Raw genomic sequence first — 14,302 nt, forward strand, 5'->3', positions numbered from 1 at the left:
TCACATTCCTGACTTGACAAGGGCGGCCGTTTCGTCCCGAATGTTCACTTAGATGAACAGCGGTCTGGAGCATCTGGAAAAGTTCAGACCGGATTCACTGCCCGAAACCAAGAATTTGCAAAAGATTTGTAAAACGCCGGGTTTCATTCCGGTGCCCGGATTTACGACTTTTGAACGAATCGCCGTGCTCGGCTAGGATCGCATCGATGTCTTCCGCTCCCTTCCACCGCTGTATTGCCCTGGCCACCTGCGTGGTCCTGGCGGCTGCCCCGCTGTCTTCGGCGCTGGCGCAGGACCCGCAGCGGGAACAGGGGCGCGCAGAAATGATGGAGCGTGGAGGCCGTGGCGCCAGCAACGAGCGCTCGCTGTCCGATGCCGTGCGCCGCGTGCAGCGCACCACCGGTGGCCACATCCTGGGCGCCGAGCGTGTGCCGTTCGATGGTCGTGACATCAACCGGGTCAAATACATGGACGACCGCGGTCGGGTCCGCTACATGGACGACCCCGCCCCGGCACGTTCACAGCCGCGCACGCCGCGGTCGGATATGTCATCACTACGCGGCGATAACCCCTGAACAGGGATAGTTGTCGCTATCAACCCGTACCCACAGGCCTCCGGGCCGCACCCAGCACACTAGGGAGAGTTCATGCGTATCCTTCTGGTCGAAGACGAAGCCCCGCTGCGTGAGACCCTGGCAGCCCGGCTCAAGCGCGAAGGTTTTGCCGTCGATGCAGCGCAGGACGGCGAAGAAGGCCTGTACATGGGCCGCGAAGTGCCGTTCGACGTCGGCATCATCGACCTTGGCCTGCCCAAGATGTCGGGCATGGAGCTGATCAAGGCCCTGCGCGACGAAGGCAAGAAGTTCCCGGTGCTGATCCTGACCGCGCGTTCGAGCTGGCAGGACAAGGTCGAGGGCCTGAAGCAGGGCGCCGACGATTACCTGGTCAAGCCGTTCCATGTGGAAGAGCTGCTGGCCCGCGTCAACGCGCTGCTGCGCCGCGCCGCCGGCTGGAGCAAGCCGACCCTGGAATGCGGTCCGGTTGCTTTGGATCTGGCCGCGCAGACCGTCAGCGTGGCCGGCAGCAATGTCGACCTCACCAGCTACGAGTACAAGGTGCTGGAGTACCTGATGATGCATGCCGGTGAACTGGTCTCCAAGGCCGACCTCACCGAGCACATCTACCAGCAGGACTTCGATCGTGACTCGAACGTGCTGGAAGTGTTCATCGGCCGCCTGCGCAAGAAGCTGGACCCGGATGGCGAACTGAAGCCGATCGAGACCGTGCGCGGTCGTGGCTACCGTTTCGCGATTCCGCGCAACGAGGGCTGAGGCCTTCAGCAGGCGATAAACGATGTCCGGCCGTCTGTGGTTCTTCCGACGCTGGCGGCCGCGCTCTCTGCAGGCGCGCCAGATGTTCGCCGCGTCCGTGGGTCTGGTCGCGTTCCTGGCCCTGGCCGGTTACGCGCTTGATGCCGCCTTCGCCGATACGGCGAAGGCGAACCTGCGCGAGCGCCTGAAGAACTATGCCACCGCCTATGCGGCCGGCATCGACTTCACCCGCGACCGCTCGCTGTACATCCGCGAGCAGCCGCCGGATCCGCGTTTCGACGTGCCCGGCAGCGGCCTGTACCTGCAGGTCGTCATGCCCGACGGCAAGGGCAATTCGATGTCCGCCGAAGGCCCGATGCTGCCCACCGTCGGCGGTGGTCTGCTGGCCCCGCGCCAGGAAGTGTTCGAAGGCCCGCTGCCGATGATCCAGATCGACGGCAGCCAGGGCTCGGTGTACCGCTACGGCTTGGGCCTGGTGTGGGATGCCGACGCCGACCCCGCCACCGAATTCCCATACACCATCTACGTGATGGAAGACTCGCGCGCGCTGGGTGCGCAGCTGCGCGTGTTCCGCAGCCGGGTCTGGTTCTACCTGGGCGGCATCGGCCTGATCCTGCTGCTGCTGCAGACGGTCATCCTGCAGTGGAGCCTGCGCCCGTTGCGGCGGGTGATCACCGAACTGACCAAGGTCCAGCGCGGCGAGACCGAGCGCATGAGCGAGCGCCACCCGCGCGAGCTTGAGCCGTTGACCGACAGCATCAATGCCTTCATCGAGGGCGAGCGTGAGAACCTGGAACGCCAGCGCAACACCCTGGCCGACCTGGCGCACAGCCTGAAGACGCCGATTGCGGTGCTGCGTACGCAGATGGACAGCGGCGCCGGCGATGGCGCCCTGCGCGAAGAGCTGGACGTGCAGCTGCAGCGCATGAACAACCTGGTGTCCTACCAGCTGGCACGCGCGGCCTCGTCGGGGCACAAGCTGTTCTCGGCACCGCTGCCGATCGAATCCAACGCCGAGGAAATCGTGCGCGGCCTGGAGAAGGTCTACGCGTCCAAGGGCGTGCTGTGCGAATTCGACATCGACCCGGCCGCGCGCTTCCACGGCGAACCAGGTGACCTGCAGGAGCTGCTGGGCAACCTGCTGGAGAACGCGTTCAAGTGGGCCAAGCGCCGCGTGCTGCTGACCGCGCAACCGTTGCCGGCGCCGAATGCGCGTCGCGCCGGTCTGCTGCTGGCGGTGGATGACGATGGCCCGGGCATTGCTCCGGAGGACATCGGCAAGGTGCTGCAGCGAGGCGTGCGCGGCGATGAGCGCGTACAGGGCCACGGCATCGGCCTGTCGATCGTGCAGGACCTGATCAAGGACTACCGCGGCGAGCTGCAGGTGTCCCGTTCCAGCGAACTGGGCGGCGCCCGTTTCGAAGTGCGGCTGCCGCCGGGGCCGTAACGATCCGTTGCAACCCGATCCGGTCGACGTAGACCCTCGGGTAGCGCCGGGCCATGCCCGGCGGACGGATGAATCACCCGACCATTGCCGGCGGCTCACCATAGAACCGCCGCAGATGCGCAGCCACCTCCGGCAACGCTTCGGCCAGCAGGTCCGGCGCAGAGAAGTGGTACTCGCTGGCGACCGCGAAGAACTCTTCCGGCGCCTCGGCCGCATACGGATCGATCCGTGTTTCCACGCCGGCATCCACCTGCGCACAGAACGCGTCGTACGATCTCTGGAAGTCGGCAGCCCACTCGCGTTGCCATGCACGTGGCAACGGCGGCGTGCCGTCCATCGCACCGTCGAGTGCATCCAGCTTGTGCACCATTTCATGCACGGCCACGCAGTAACCCTCATGCGGTGCCGCCAAATCGGCCTGCACATCGGCCCACGAAAGAATCAACGGACCGCTGTCCCACGACTCGCCGATCAGCTCGTCATCCCACTCGTGCAGTACGCCGGCGGCATCCATGTGGCTGCGATGCACGCGGAACGCATCGGGGTAGACGATCAGCTGCGACCAGCCTTCCAGCCCCACCTCGCCGAACTCCAGCAGCGGCAGGCAGCACAGTGCGGCCAGCAGCACGCCATCGGCCGGCTGCAGCTGCAGGTCGCCGATGGGGGAGATGGTCTTCTCATGCAGGAAGCGCGTGGTCAGCGCGCGCAGGCGTGCATGCCGTTCGTCGTCCAGGCCGCGCAACCACGCTGCGCGGTGGCAGGCATCGTTCCAGTGTGCGTCTTCGATCGGCCGCGGCGCGGGCCGCAGCCACTGCAGCAACGACTTGATCAGCGGAACATACCCGGCAGGTAGCTGTGCCACTTCGGCGCACGGATGCGCTGCAGTACATCGTCGTCACCGCCACCACCGCTGCTGGTCGCGGCGGCCGGACGTACCGGTGCCGGCTTTGCGGCCGTCGCTGTCGGCGCGTTTGTCGGTGTGCGCTGCGAGGCTGCATCGCTGGCCGAATAGACGCAGGCGCCACGGTTGTCATCAAGCGCTGCTGTGGCAGACGCCGCGAAGGGCATCGTCAGCAGGATCAGGCAATGGGCATAACGGCGCATTGACGACATCCACGTTAAGGGAAGGTGAGTTCCCGATTCTAGCCCGAACCCGGCGCCAGATTGGAAGCCCGGCGGAACCGGGGCCGGCGGGCGCCGCTGGCGGGTTTCCCGCATAATTCCGTCCTGACCTTGTGGAAGCTGCCGTGGACGATCGCCAATTGCTGGCCAAACTCGCTGCCGGTCGCCTGTCCGGCGACGCCCTGGCCCGTGAGCTGGGCCAGACCCGGGCCGCCATTTGGAAGCGAATTCAAGGGCTTAGGGCCGCCGGCGTCGAGGTTGAAGGGCGCGCAGGCGAGGGCTACGGGCTGACCCGGCCGGTCGACCTGCTGGACGCCGGGGCCATCCGCGCCGGCCTGCCCAAGGAGGCCGCAGCACTGCTGCACGACCTGCAGGTGGCCTGGACGGTGGACTCCACCAACGCCGAATTGCTGCGATGCAGCGCGCCCCAGCGCGGTGTAAGCGTCCTGTTGGCCGAGCGCCAGACTGGCGGCCGTGGCCGTCGAGGGCGCACCTGGGCGTCGCCGCTGGCCGCCCATGTGTATCTGTCGGTGCTGCGCCTGTTCGAGGGTGGCCTCGGCCGCTTGGCCGGGCTGAGCCTGGTCGCCGGCGTCGCCGTGGCCGAAGCCCTGCACGACCTGGGCTACACGCAGGCGCAGCTGAAGTGGCCCAACGATGTGCTGGTCGATGGCCGCAAGCTGGTGGGCCTGCTGGCCGAGGGTGGTGGCGAATACGCCGGCCCGGCGCGTGCAGTGATCGGCATCGGCATCAACGTGCACATGCCGCCGGCCTTCGCCGAACAGATCACCCAGCCGTGGGTGGACCTGGACACGCTGGCCGGCGCATCGGTGGATCGCAACACGGTGGTGGCCGCGGTGCTGGCACGCCTGCTGCCGGCGCTGGAGGAATTCGACCGGGAAGGGCTGGCGCCGTTCCTGCCGCGTTACGCAGCGTTCGACATGCTGGCCGGGCGCGAAGTGCGCGTGCAGCTGGATGGCGAATGGCAGCACGGTACCGCGCTCGGCCTGGCTGACGATGGCGCGCTGCGCGTGCGTATCGATGGCCGCGAGCGCCTGCTGCATGCCGGCGAAGTCAGTGTGAGAAAAGCATGAGCGACTGGTTGTTCGATCTGGGCAATTCGCGCTTCAAGTTCGCGCCGTTGCAGGGTGACCGTGCCGGTGATGTGCAGGCCTGGGCGCATGGCGCCGAAGGCATGGCCGGGCAACCGCCGCATAGCCTTCCCAGTGGCGGCACCGCGTTTGTGGCCAGCGTCGCCGCGCCATCGCTGACCAGCGCGATGCTGGATCAGCTGCAGTGCCGCTTCGAGCACGTGCATGTGGTGCGCACCAGTGCCCAGTGTGCAGGCGTACGCATTGCCTACGCCAAGCCGGAAAAATTCGGTGTCGACCGCTTCCTGGCGCTGCTGGCTGCCGCCAAGGCACAGCGGCCGGTGCTGGTGGTCGGTGTCGGCACCGCGTTGACCATCGACCTGCTCGATGCCAACGGCCAGCACCACGGTGGACGCATTTCCGCCTCGCCGACCACCATGCGCGAGGCGCTGCACGCGCGCGCGGTGCAGCTGCCGGCCAGCGGCGGTGACTACAGCGAATTCGCCAACGACACCGCCGATGCGCTGGCCTCCGGCTGCGATGGTGCCGCCGTGGCGCTGGTTGAACGCAGCGCCCGCCAGGCACAGGCGCTGCTGGGCGTCATGCCGTCGCTGCTGGTGCATGGCGGGGGCGCACCCGCGCTGATGCCGCTGCTGGACGGCGCCGACTGTCACCCCTCGCTGGTGCTGGATGGCCTCGCCCGCTGGGCGGTGCACCAGCCCGCAGGCTAGTATCGGCGCATGCTGACCCGTGCCCTGATCGTCGTGCTGGCGATCCTCAATCTTGGTGTTGCCACCTGGTGGCTGTTGCGCGATGAACCCGCGCGCGCGCCGTTGCCACCGCCCCCGACCGGCGTGGCCGAGCTGCGCTGGTTGCCCGGTGGCACCGATGCGGCCGTGGCCGCGCAGGCCTCGGCCGCGGCACCCACTGAAGCACTGGTGGAGCGTGAGGCAGCGCCGGCTACCGCCGTGGCCGCTGCCCCCGCACCGGCAGCGGCGACACCTGCAGCACCCGGCAAGCCCGCCGAACCAGTGAAGGCGCCTGAGCCGATGGCCGCCGTCGCCAAGCCAGCGCCCGAACCGGTGGCTGAGAAACCCGCAGCCCCGGCCGTACCGCCGCGCTGCCTGGCGCTGGGCCCGTTCGCCGACCGCGCCGCTGCCACCGCTGCGCAGAGCCGTGCGGGCAACCTGTTGAGCCAGGTGCGCCTGCGCGAGCAGCCCGCCGCCAGCGGCAGTGCCCGTTACCGCGTGCTGTTGCCCGCCGCCGCCAGCCGCGATGACGCGCAGGCCACGGTCAAGCGCATCGTCGCTGCTGGGCTGAGCGACTACTACATCATCAGCCAGGGCGACGAGGCCAACGCCATTGCGCTGGGCCAGTACCGCAACCGCGAGGGCGCCGAACGGCGCATGGCCGCGGTGCAGGCCGCCGGCTTCCAGCCGCGCCTGGTGGCCAGTGGTGATGCCGGCCAATGGTGGCTGGAAGGGCAGCTGGCCACCGGCAGCGAACCGGCCCAGGCGCAGCAGCGCAGCGGTGCCGCGCAGCAACGGTCGCTGGAATGCACGCGACTGCGCTAGAATTCCCAAACCACGGCGCTGCCGTCGGCGTTTCACCCCGTGCCGCTTTAGCTCAGTTGGTAGAGCAACTGTCTTGTAAACAGTAGGTCATCCGTTCGATTCGGATAAGCGGCACCACAGAGGAATCGCCGAAGCGCCTTGAATTCAGGCGTTTCAACGAAGAAGGTCAGCGCATTGCGCTGGCCTTTTGGCATCCGCCGGTAAAATTAGCCCTTCTTTTTTGGTTTCACGGCCGCGCTCACCACTGGTACAGAATGGTCGTAGAGCTGTCGCATGGCCTCGGTCATGTGGCCACCGGATGCCTTGTCCCCGCTGTCGGTGATGCCCCGATGTTTCAGGCTGTGAGGCGCGAAGCGGCTCTCCCTGTCGATGATTCCCTCGGATATGGCACGTCGGATCAACCCCTGCCAGGCGCTGTCCAGAGCCGACTTGCTCAGGGGGTCCGACTCTGTGACGATCAGGCGCCGCTGTTCCGGGTTGATCGGCGTGGGCCGGCGATGGGCGTCCATCCGCTCTTTCCTGTACGCCTGAAGCCAGCTGACGGCGTCGTGCAGTTCTTACGTCCACTTCGTGACGATGTCGCGGGAAACGCTTGTCTCATGCTTCAGGCCATGGCCAGCCTCTCCGCTCTCATCGCTCGCGGATGCGCTCATGAAACGTGCGTCACGCTTTGCTTACTGAGAAATGCCCCACTAGGATCGGAACCGCAGCGCTGTGGCGTTGCAGGGGGGGATACCACTTTCTCGCAAAGGAGCATGCATGAAGTTGGTCATATCTGGGACACTGCTATTGGCTTTAGTAGTAAGCGCGCCAACAAAAGCGCAGCAGCTGCCCCCGCAGACAGGATTGGGTGACTGCGTAGATTTCATAATCTACGCTTCGCCTACATTGACAAATCAGGTGAACACGGCTCCCTACACCTTTGCATACTCAAGCTCTTCATGGATCGATAAGGACAACAAGGTGGTTTACGTGATGAACTACACCTGTTCTTCGGAAAATCTTCATGGCCTCTATGGAGCCGTGGGCCAGGTCTCACATGAGATGGGGCATGCATTTTTTGATGCGCCGGCATCCTTGGCAGGACCCAAGGATGCATTCGTCAAGCGCATGTGCACGGATGAGGGGCGTGCTGTCCTGAACAATTGGAAAGCCCGATCAGAGATCTTGGATACATCAGAGGGGACGGCAGAAATTCCACTTATCGCTTCGAATTCCTCACAGCTACAGGCAATCATATTGGCCGGCGGCGAGAAGCTTGACGAAAGGGTTGGAAGCAGCTTCTGCGACAACAACACCAACTCATTGACAGGCGAAAACTATCGCACCTTCTATGGAAAATGGTACGACGAGAACGTGGGCCCACAATCCCTTTATGGCACGGAGGTCTGAACTATGAAGACCAAAATTTTCGCCGCCATGTCGGCATTGGTAATACTTTATGTAGCGCCTTTGCACGTGCGAGGGGCAGGCACGGATCTACCCATTCCGAAAGCCTCAGAGCCAGCTTCTCGTGAAGACCAAAAAGCTCTGTGGAAGAGGGTGGAACAACTCTCATTTGCCGCCGTGGCCGGTGCGGACAGCGTCAAGCGTGCTTTAGCGCTGGAGCGCGGCCGTCTGCCTGGCGGAGAAGTATCTGATCTGGCTATTGGTGATCGACTCACTGGCACAAATGTTGCGCTACAGCTCGATCCTGCGGGAAAGCTGGAAGAGCTTTCATTCGACCTTCGCGGAGGCTGCATTTCGACGCGAACTCTTCTGTCGCAGTATCCCAATCTACTGGTTCTTCAGGTTCCGCATGACCCGCGGGCCAATTCGCTGGTCGGCACCACCATTGGAGGTGCACTGGCAACATTCCGAATGGCCCCAGGACCAGGACCTTGCGCGATCGGTGTGACCGTCCAGACCATTGAAATGGCCAAGGCGCAGCTTCTGCTGCGCTGAGGTAAAACGCGCCGCCGGCAGTTGCACGTCGGCGGCGCCTAACGCAAGCAATTTGTGCGGAATTGAAGCCAGACGCCTTACGCGATCTGGCGGGCGCTGTACTGAACAACAGCCTTGCCGGCAATGAACAGGTCATCGGGGGCAGCATATGGCGGGAACAGCAGGTCGGCGCTGACGATGTAGACCCCATCGGACCGGCGCTGCAGGCCCTTGATCTGCGTTTCGCCGCCAATGTTGATCACGTAGATGGCGTCACCATCGAAGTAATCGACGGCGGTATCGACCATCACCACGTCACCATTGTTGATGACGGGTGCCATGGACGGGCCTCGACCAGTGATGAGTTTGAGACGACCAAGCTGGGGCAGGAATCCAAGGCGTTGCCGGGTATCCCACTCTGCATAGTCCATGCTCCGGATCACTTCCGGGAACTCCTCATTCACCACACCCACTCCCACTCACGCGTGCCATTGGCCCCTTCGTCCGGGCCAGTGAACGACAGCGACATGACTGCATCGCCCACGCGCTGATCGGACAGGCAGGCCAGCGTCCGTGCGAATGGCTCTTCCCATGGGTTGCCGAAGAACTCCACGTGCAGGCCGCCCTACAACGGCGCCACGGTCACCCGTTCCTGCAGCGCTGCCCACAGCGGGCCGGCCGGGTCCTGGATATCCAGCTCATGCTCGGCGGCACTGTCCAGATTGAAGGCATGGATGCGTTGCTGCAGCGCCAGCAGTTGCTGCTGCGCGTGGTCGATGGGAGGAGCTGTCATGTGTGCATACCGGACGTCCGTGTGATGCGCCCGATGATAGCGCTGGCCTGATGGCGGTGGTCTGCGGCCCGTGATCGGTTGCTTGATATTCCTCACGGTCGAGCAACTCCGGCAGCCCCCATACTGGCGCCCTCCACTCAATCCTCACGAGGAAGCCGACCATGCGCCGCCACCGCTTGCCCTTGACCGTCGCGCTGCTCGCCAGCGCCTTCACCGCACCGGCGATGGCCGCCGTGCCGTTCTTCAATGCCAGCTGCCCCGGTGGGCTGGATGTCCATGCAGACGAGGGCGGGCCGGTCTATGTGCAGGGCCGCGAGACCACCCTCAAGCGCTTCAACGATCGCTATTTCGAAGCGCGCGATGCCAACAGCGGCACCACGCTTTCAATCAGCACCGGTGACGACGGTACGCCGCAGGTCAGCTACACCGGACGCGGCGGTGCCAACGGCATCTGCCAGGTCAGCAACAACGGCACGCCGGCGGCTGCCGTGGAAGGTGGCAGGCACCATCGTGATCAGGAGCGCGATGACGATGCAGCACTGCCACGCGAGGTGACCTGCGAATCCACCGACCAGCGCCAGGTGTCCTGTGACATGGACACGCGTGGCAATGTGGAGATCGTGCGCCAGCTCAGCCGTACCCGTTGCGAGCAGGGCAGCAACTGGGGCCTGTCGCGGCATTCGGTCTGGGTCAACGGCGGCTGCCGCGCGACGTTCCGCAACATGTCCAAGGCTGCAGCCAACGCGCCAGCGGGCGATACCGCGCTCGGTTCGTGCAACGCAAGCAAAGGCGCACAGGGCACGCTGGTGACCCAGGTGCCGGTCGGCACCGATTACCAGGAACTGATCATCGATTATCCCGATGGCCGTTTCCTGTGCATGATGCGCAACGACGGCCGGGTGCAGAGCGTGACGCCGATTCGCCGCCGCGGGGGTTGAGCTCATCGTGCCTGCAGCCCTAAGGTGACCACCCTTACACCCGTCTGGCGGCACCACCATGTCCCATCTTCTGGCCAAGGCAGCCGAGAAACAGGATCTTGACCGAATCGACGCATTGCTGGATGCGGGTGCCGATATCGAGTGGCAGCACAAGGGCACCGGACGTACTCCGCTGCTTTCGGCTGTGATCGCCGGAAAGACTGACTCGGTGTTGCGGCTTTTGGACCGTGGCGCCAACATCCAGCACGCCTGCACGGCGGTGGGCTTTACCGCAATGGGATGGGCGGCCGAGCGCAACGACGCAGACATCGGACGCCTGCTGATCGCACGCGGCGCCTCGCTGGACGCGGCCTCCCCAGAACTGCATCGCACACCGCTGATGGTGGCGGCGCAGGGCGGTCATCTGCCGATGGTCGAGCTGCTGCTGGCTGGCGGTGCTGATGTCGCACGCGTGGATTTCGAAGGACGTAATGCGCTGTCGCTGGCCGAAGCGCGCGGGCATGCGGCTGTGGTGCAGTGCCTGCAGGCAGCGGGCGCGCAGATGCCACCGATGTTGGAGGAGGCGCCGCCGCTTGCGTGGCCTGAACCGGCCGCAGAGGGGGAACCGGCATCAGTGGTGCGTGGCTATATGCTGGCCTGCAATGAGTGGGAAACGCGTGGTTACCGTGATGCCAAGGTCGGTGGAGTCCTGCTCGGTAGTGCAGCATTCCAACAGGAGCGCTCGGACATCCTCGCGGCCTGGTGTACCGACCGGAAGCGGGTGTATTCCACGGGCATGTCGGTGGGCAATCCGCCGGTGCACGTGCCGGAGGACCTGCTGGCCGCGGTCGGTCAGCCGACGGCCTCCAAGGCCGAAGTCCTGGTACGTGACCATGCACAGAAATCCCGCGCGCTGCGTTACGAGCGCCTGTTCGTGCTCAAGCGCGTGGCTGGGCAGTGGCGGATCGACCTGCTGAAGAAGCGCCTGTTCCGCACCGAAGCGTGGTCGTCGGCGATTCTCTGAGCACGGCCCGAAGTGCCGTCAGCCGGCGGCGTTGTACAGCACTACCCACGCCAGCATCAGGGCGAACATGCCGGCGAACGTCAGGCCAAACCACAGCGCCGCCACCTTCACGTTGCCGATCAACGCTGCCAGCATCCGCTGCGGCTCGCTCTTCAGGATCGGATATTCGGCGTGTGCCTTGCGCAGACGCTGCCAACCCAACCCGAGGAATACCAGGGTCGAGAACGGCACCAGCAGGAGCGTCGCCTGCATCAGCCAGCCATTCGGCGACGCATCCATCGAGCTGCTCAGCAGAATCGCAAAAACGGCGATGGGCAGCGCCCCGATGAAAAAGCGCGGCCAGGCGGTGTTGATGAAGGGCGACATCGCAATCTTCCATGAGGGGCGGTCGGGTCCGCGCGGCATCATGCCATGCCATGGCCCTGCTGCACCGCCGCGAGTGGTGTCACATGCGTCTGGCTAGACTGTGCTTCTTTTTCGTTCGCAGGAGGCACCCATGGCCCATCATCCCGCCGTTACCCTGATCGGCGTCCCCACCGACATCGGGGCGGGCCATCGCGGCGCCCGGCTGGGGCCGGAAGCGCTGCGCGTGGCCGGCCTGCCTGAAGCACTGGAAGCGCGTGGCGTGGACGTGCGCGACCTCGGCAACCTGGACGGCCCGCGCAACCCGTGGACCGCGCCGGTGCAGGGCTACCGTCACCTGGACGAGGTGGTGGCGTGGAACCACGCGCTGATGGAAGCCAGCTACGCCGAACTGCAGGCCGGCCGCATGCCGATCATGCTGGGCGGCGACCACTGCCTGGGCATCGGTTCGATTACTGCCGTCGCGCGTTGGTGCCGCGAGCAGGGCAAGGACCTGCGCGTGCTGTGGCTGGATGCGCATTCGGATTTCAACACCAGTGAAGTGACCCCGTCGGGCAACATCCACGGTATGCCGGTGGCCTGCCTGTGCGGCCTCGGCCCGGATGCGCTGACCAGGCTGGGTGGCACCTCGCCGGCCATCAAGCCTTCGCAGATTCACCAGATCGGCATCCGTTCGGTGGACCCGGAAGAAAAGCGCCTGATCAAGACCCACAAGGTCGATGTCTACGACATGCGCTACATCGACGAGAACGGCATGAAGCGCACCGTGGAAGCGGCGCTGGCCGGCATCGACGAGAACACCCACCTGCACGTCAGCTTCGACGTCGATTTCCTCGACCCGAGCATTGCCCCGGGCGTGGGCACCACCGTGCCGGGCGGGGTGAATTACCGCGAAGCGCAGCTGGTGATGGAGATGATCGCCGACAGTGGCCGCATGGGCTCACTGGATATCGTCGAACTCAATCCGCTGCTGGACAACCACAACAGCACCGCCGAACTGGCCGTGGACCTGGTCGAAAGCCTGTTCGGGAAATCGACCCTGATGCGCGACTGAGAGGATCCAGCCTGAACGGTTGGACGAACCGTTCACACGCGCTCCACGCCCCTGCCGCCAGATTGCACCTCACGCGGCAGTGTTTGCTTCTAGCCAGCCTGCCGCCCCGATCAATACAACCGAACCCCGTGATTGAGCGGTGTAGCGGCAAACCCAAGGAGAAGCCCATGAAGCGCGTAGTTGCCCTGATGCTGTTGTCGATGTTCTCGGTGGCCCTGCTGGCCGGTTGCAACACCGTTGCCGGTGCCGGCAAGGACGTGCAGAAGGCTGGTGAGAAGGTTGAGGATGCCGCCAAGGGCAACTGAGCCTGAGGTGGTGCGCACTACGGAAAGGCCGGGATCTTCCCGGCCTTTTTCATGCGCGCTCGCTGCGTGTGGACGCCGCGTGTCGACCGGTAGTGAACCATTCAAGCAGGTGAGCAGGGCTTTCATGGCCGGTTGACCGTGCTTCAACGTGCACTGCGCGATGCTGCAGCCACGGTAACAACGCCGTTGCATACCAAGGAAGCCTCAGCAATGAACAAAGACATCATTTCCGGCAAGTGGTCCCAGCTCAAGGGCAAGGCCCAGGCGAAGTGGGGCGATCTGACCAATGACGATTTCGATGTGGCCGAGGGCAATGCCGAATATCTGGCGGGCCGCCTGCAGGAGCGCTATGGCTGGGCAAAGGACCGCGCAGAAACCGAAGTGCGCGACTTCGAGAAAGCGATGCACAAGGATTACCCGGACTACAAGTAACCGGGCGTCGAACGCCCGCGTTATGCCCCCACCGACAACGCCCGCGCCGGAAGGTGCGGGCGTTGTGCTGTTTGCCAGATCAGCGCACCGGCGGGTCGGGCACGTAGCGGTTGGGGAAGGCCTGTGGCTGGCGATCCAGGCGCGAGGGCGAATCGATCAGGATGCCGCGTGCACGCAGGTTGCGGGCGCTGTCGTAGCGCAGCTGCAGCACCTGTGCCGGGCTGCGGGTGGCGCGTTCGAAATCGGTATCGCGCACCGAAGAACTTTCGCGCGCACCGTGCCCGGTGCCCAGCGCAGGTGCCTGCGACTTGGCCGAATAACCTTCGATGCGGCTGGCGCTGGCGTCGGCCGCCGCCGAGGCTTCGGCCGCCGCCGGTGCCGGCCCGGCGCGACCGCGCAGGATCGGCTGCGGACGCGGATACCAGCGACGTGCTTCCTCGAACACCGCCACGCCGACCACGCCGACGTTGTCCGGGCGGCCGGTGCGGCTGGCATAGCTGCCGCTGGGGCTGCTGAAGACGAACTGGGCCACTTCGTCCTGGGTCTTGCGCCAGCCGGTGATGTCGGCGCGCTGGCCAGGGTTGAGCACGTAACCGGTCTGCGAGGGATCGGCGTCTTCGCCGGAGATGGCGTTGACCCCGTCCACCGACAGCACCACCAGCACCCGTCGCGGGCTGTCGTTGTACAGGCGCACGGCATAGCGGTGGCCGCGCTCACCGGCCACCCAGCCCTGGCCGTCGGCCGGGTAGCTGCGCAGCTCGGTGCCGCGGTCGCGGTCGACCAGGGCCACGCGCACCGGGCCGTCCTGCGGCATCGGCGGGGGCAGCGGAGCCGGGCGGAAACCGGCCAGGGGCAGAATCAGCAGCAGGGGCAGCAGGCGTTTCATCGGGCGTCTCCAGCGGGGTTGGGTGAATGAACGCGCCGGAGGC

The 14,302-nt window shown here is 65.3% G+C and carries 21 protein-coding genes and 1 tRNA gene; 15 read left to right on the forward strand and 7 right to left on the reverse strand.

Annotation, left to right across the window (positions count from 1 at the left end; all coding sequences use genetic code 11):
- Nucleotides 1–52: 52 nt before the first annotated feature.
- From ACUXVE_RS09810 to ACUXVE_RS09825, 4 genes are all read left to right on the forward strand, one after another.
- Entirely contained in the window at nt 53–196 is a 144-nt protein-coding gene (locus ACUXVE_RS09810; protein WP_222387940.1) for a hypothetical protein, read from the forward strand.
- 10 nt (nt 197–206) lie between these two features.
- A complete protein-coding gene (locus ACUXVE_RS09815) occupies nt 207–575 on the forward strand; it encodes a hypothetical protein (RefSeq protein WP_025878314.1) in 369 nt (122 codons plus the stop codon).
- Between the two features lie 72 nt (nt 576–647).
- A complete protein-coding gene (locus tag ACUXVE_RS09820; protein WP_004136763.1) occupies nt 648–1,331 on the forward strand; it encodes a response regulator transcription factor in 684 nt (227 codons plus the stop codon).
- Nucleotides 1,332–1,353: 22 nt separating this feature from the next.
- On the forward strand, nt 1,354–2,778 hold the full coding sequence (locus tag ACUXVE_RS09825; protein WP_032978238.1) for an ATP-binding protein: 1,425 nt from the start codon (nt 1,354–1,356) through the stop codon (nt 2,776–2,778).
- A gap of 73 nt (nt 2,779–2,851) precedes the next feature.
- On the opposite strand, the gene ACUXVE_RS09830 is transcribed toward ACUXVE_RS09825, so the two are convergent.
- Both ACUXVE_RS09830 and ACUXVE_RS09835 read right to left on the reverse strand, forming a co-directional pair.
- Nucleotides 2,852–3,640 carry a M90 family metallopeptidase gene (locus ACUXVE_RS09830; RefSeq protein ID WP_193600430.1) on the reverse strand — a complete coding sequence of 263 codons (789 nt, stop codon included), beginning with the start codon at nt 3,638–3,640 and terminating at the stop codon, nt 2,852–2,854.
- A complete protein-coding gene (locus ACUXVE_RS09835) occupies nt 3,607–3,882 on the reverse strand; it encodes a hypothetical protein (protein ID WP_093820751.1) in 276 nt (91 codons plus the stop codon). The genes ACUXVE_RS09830 and ACUXVE_RS09835 overlap by 34 nt, the downstream gene beginning before the upstream one ends.
- A 143-nt stretch (nt 3,883–4,025) precedes the next feature.
- Between ACUXVE_RS09835 and birA the strand changes: the two genes are divergently transcribed.
- From birA to ACUXVE_RS09855, 4 genes are all read left to right on the forward strand, one after another.
- Nucleotides 4,026–4,991 carry a bifunctional biotin--[acetyl-CoA-carboxylase] ligase/biotin operon repressor BirA gene (gene birA, locus ACUXVE_RS09840; protein ID WP_093820899.1) on the forward strand — a complete coding sequence of 322 codons (966 nt, stop codon included), beginning with the start codon at nt 4,026–4,028 and terminating at the stop codon, nt 4,989–4,991.
- Nucleotides 4,988–5,719, forward strand: coding sequence for a type III pantothenate kinase (locus tag ACUXVE_RS09845; RefSeq protein ID WP_445514319.1), 732 nt, complete (start codon nt 4,988–4,990; stop codon nt 5,717–5,719). The genes birA and ACUXVE_RS09845 overlap by 4 nt, the downstream gene beginning before the upstream one ends.
- 9 nt (nt 5,720–5,728) lie before the next feature.
- A complete protein-coding gene (locus ACUXVE_RS09850) occupies nt 5,729–6,562 on the forward strand; it encodes an SPOR domain-containing protein (protein ID WP_222387937.1) in 834 nt (277 codons plus the stop codon).
- 41 nt (nt 6,563–6,603) lie between these two features.
- Nucleotides 6,604–6,679 (forward strand) — tRNA-Thr (locus ACUXVE_RS09855).
- Nucleotides 6,680–6,768: 89 nt separating this feature from the next.
- Here ACUXVE_RS09855 and ACUXVE_RS09860 read toward each other — a convergent pair.
- The gene (locus tag ACUXVE_RS09860) at nt 6,769–7,071 is read right to left on the reverse strand and encodes a hypothetical protein (RefSeq protein WP_222387936.1); all 303 of its coding nucleotides are present in this window, start codon (nt 7,069–7,071) and stop codon (nt 6,769–6,771) included.
- 250 nt (nt 7,072–7,321) lie between these two features.
- Between ACUXVE_RS09860 and ACUXVE_RS09865 the strand changes: the two genes are divergently transcribed.
- Both ACUXVE_RS09865 and ACUXVE_RS09870 read left to right on the forward strand, forming a co-directional pair.
- Nucleotides 7,322–7,954: a hypothetical protein gene (locus ACUXVE_RS09865; protein WP_222387935.1), complete on the forward strand. Its 633-nt coding sequence runs from the start codon at nt 7,322–7,324 to the stop codon at nt 7,952–7,954.
- Nucleotides 7,955–7,957: 3 nt separating this feature from the next.
- The gene (locus ACUXVE_RS09870) at nt 7,958–8,506 is read left to right on the forward strand and encodes a hypothetical protein (protein WP_222387934.1); all 549 of its coding nucleotides are present in this window, start codon (nt 7,958–7,960) and stop codon (nt 8,504–8,506) included.
- Between the two features lie 77 nt (nt 8,507–8,583).
- On the opposite strand, the gene ACUXVE_RS09875 is transcribed toward ACUXVE_RS09870, so the two are convergent.
- Nucleotides 8,584–8,949 carry a S24 family peptidase gene (locus ACUXVE_RS09875; RefSeq protein ID WP_261311837.1) on the reverse strand — a complete coding sequence of 122 codons (366 nt, stop codon included), beginning with the start codon at nt 8,947–8,949 and terminating at the stop codon, nt 8,584–8,586.
- 161 nt (nt 8,950–9,110) lie between these two features.
- Nucleotides 9,111–9,278, reverse strand: coding sequence for a hypothetical protein (locus ACUXVE_RS09880; RefSeq protein WP_222387933.1), 168 nt, complete (start codon nt 9,276–9,278; stop codon nt 9,111–9,113).
- Nucleotides 9,279–9,439: 161 nt separating this feature from the next.
- On the opposite strand from ACUXVE_RS09880, the gene ACUXVE_RS09885 reads away from it, so the two are divergent.
- Both ACUXVE_RS09885 and ACUXVE_RS09890 read left to right on the forward strand, forming a co-directional pair.
- Complete coding sequence (locus ACUXVE_RS09885; protein ID WP_222387932.1) at nt 9,440–10,216, forward strand: DUF3011 domain-containing protein; 777 nt, start codon at nt 9,440–9,442, stop codon at nt 10,214–10,216.
- Nucleotides 10,217–10,274: 58 nt separating this feature from the next.
- Nucleotides 10,275–11,219, forward strand: a complete 945-nt coding sequence (locus tag ACUXVE_RS09890; RefSeq protein WP_445514320.1) for an ankyrin repeat domain-containing protein — start codon at nt 10,275–10,277, stop codon at nt 11,217–11,219.
- 18 nt (nt 11,220–11,237) lie between these two features.
- Here the strand turns inward: ACUXVE_RS09890 and ACUXVE_RS09895 are convergent, their stop codons facing one another.
- Nucleotides 11,238–11,585 carry a hypothetical protein gene (locus ACUXVE_RS09895; protein ID WP_093820738.1) on the reverse strand — a complete coding sequence of 116 codons (348 nt, stop codon included), beginning with the start codon at nt 11,583–11,585 and terminating at the stop codon, nt 11,238–11,240.
- Nucleotides 11,586–11,715: 130 nt separating this feature from the next.
- On the opposite strand from ACUXVE_RS09895, the gene rocF reads away from it, so the two are divergent.
- The 3 genes from rocF to ACUXVE_RS09910 all read left to right on the forward strand — a co-directional run bounded on the left by rocF (nt 11,716) and on the right by ACUXVE_RS09910 (nt 13,373).
- Nucleotides 11,716–12,636, forward strand: coding sequence for an arginase (gene rocF, locus ACUXVE_RS09900; protein ID WP_445514321.1), 921 nt, complete (start codon nt 11,716–11,718; stop codon nt 12,634–12,636).
- A 167-nt stretch (nt 12,637–12,803) separates the two neighbouring features.
- Nucleotides 12,804–12,941, forward strand: a complete 138-nt coding sequence (locus ACUXVE_RS09905) for an entericidin A/B family lipoprotein (RefSeq protein ID WP_019661832.1) — start codon at nt 12,804–12,806, stop codon at nt 12,939–12,941.
- 210 nt (nt 12,942–13,151) lie between these two features.
- Entirely contained in the window at nt 13,152–13,373 is a 222-nt protein-coding gene (locus tag ACUXVE_RS09910) for a CsbD family protein (protein ID WP_025878332.1), read from the forward strand.
- 79 nt (nt 13,374–13,452) lie between these two features.
- On the opposite strand, the gene ACUXVE_RS09915 is transcribed toward ACUXVE_RS09910, so the two are convergent.
- A complete protein-coding gene (locus tag ACUXVE_RS09915) occupies nt 13,453–14,259 on the reverse strand; it encodes a hypothetical protein (protein ID WP_445514322.1) in 807 nt (268 codons plus the stop codon).
- Nucleotides 14,260–14,302: the final 43 nt, after the last annotated feature.

This window comes from Stenotrophomonas sp. 3(2025) (genome assembly GCF_052665395.1).

What these genes read in the sequence shown, in the direction of transcription:
- ACUXVE_RS09810 (WP_222387940.1), top strand. Translation starts at nt 53, where the DNA reads ATGAACAGCGGTCTGGAGCATCTGGAAAAGTTCAGACCGGATTCACTG.
- ACUXVE_RS09815 (WP_025878314.1), top strand. Translation starts at nt 207, where the DNA reads ATGTCTTCCGCTCCCTTCCACCGCTGTATTGCCCTGGCCACCTGCGTG.
- ACUXVE_RS09820 (WP_004136763.1), top strand. Translation starts at nt 648, where the DNA reads ATGCGTATCCTTCTGGTCGAAGACGAAGCCCCGCTGCGTGAGACCCTG.
- ACUXVE_RS09825 (WP_032978238.1), top strand. Translation starts at nt 1,354, where the DNA reads ATGTCCGGCCGTCTGTGGTTCTTCCGACGCTGGCGGCCGCGCTCTCTG.
- ACUXVE_RS09835 (WP_093820751.1), bottom strand. Translation starts at nt 3,882, where the DNA reads ATGCGCCGTTATGCCCATTGCCTGATCCTGCTGACGATGCCCTTCGCG.
- ACUXVE_RS09845 (WP_445514319.1), top strand. Translation starts at nt 4,988, where the DNA reads ATGAGCGACTGGTTGTTCGATCTGGGCAATTCGCGCTTCAAGTTCGCG.
- ACUXVE_RS09850 (WP_222387937.1), top strand. Translation starts at nt 5,729, where the DNA reads ATGCTGACCCGTGCCCTGATCGTCGTGCTGGCGATCCTCAATCTTGGT.
- ACUXVE_RS09860 (WP_222387936.1), bottom strand. Translation starts at nt 7,071, where the DNA reads ATGGACGCCCATCGCCGGCCCACGCCGATCAACCCGGAACAGCGGCGC.
- ACUXVE_RS09865 (WP_222387935.1), top strand. Translation starts at nt 7,322, where the DNA reads ATGAAGTTGGTCATATCTGGGACACTGCTATTGGCTTTAGTAGTAAGC.
- ACUXVE_RS09870 (WP_222387934.1), top strand. Translation starts at nt 7,958, where the DNA reads ATGAAGACCAAAATTTTCGCCGCCATGTCGGCATTGGTAATACTTTAT.
- ACUXVE_RS09880 (WP_222387933.1), bottom strand. Translation starts at nt 9,278, where the DNA reads ATGACAGCTCCTCCCATCGACCACGCGCAGCAGCAACTGCTGGCGCTG.
- ACUXVE_RS09885 (WP_222387932.1), top strand. Translation starts at nt 9,440, where the DNA reads ATGCGCCGCCACCGCTTGCCCTTGACCGTCGCGCTGCTCGCCAGCGCC.
- ACUXVE_RS09890 (WP_445514320.1), top strand. Translation starts at nt 10,275, where the DNA reads ATGTCCCATCTTCTGGCCAAGGCAGCCGAGAAACAGGATCTTGACCGA.
- ACUXVE_RS09895 (WP_093820738.1), bottom strand. Translation starts at nt 11,585, where the DNA reads ATGTCGCCCTTCATCAACACCGCCTGGCCGCGCTTTTTCATCGGGGCG.
- rocF (WP_445514321.1), top strand. Translation starts at nt 11,716, where the DNA reads ATGGCCCATCATCCCGCCGTTACCCTGATCGGCGTCCCCACCGACATC.
- ACUXVE_RS09905 (WP_019661832.1), top strand. Translation starts at nt 12,804, where the DNA reads ATGAAGCGCGTAGTTGCCCTGATGCTGTTGTCGATGTTCTCGGTGGCC.
- ACUXVE_RS09910 (WP_025878332.1), top strand. Translation starts at nt 13,152, where the DNA reads ATGAACAAAGACATCATTTCCGGCAAGTGGTCCCAGCTCAAGGGCAAG.
- ACUXVE_RS09915 (WP_445514322.1), bottom strand. Translation starts at nt 14,259, where the DNA reads ATGAAACGCCTGCTGCCCCTGCTGCTGATTCTGCCCCTGGCCGGTTTC.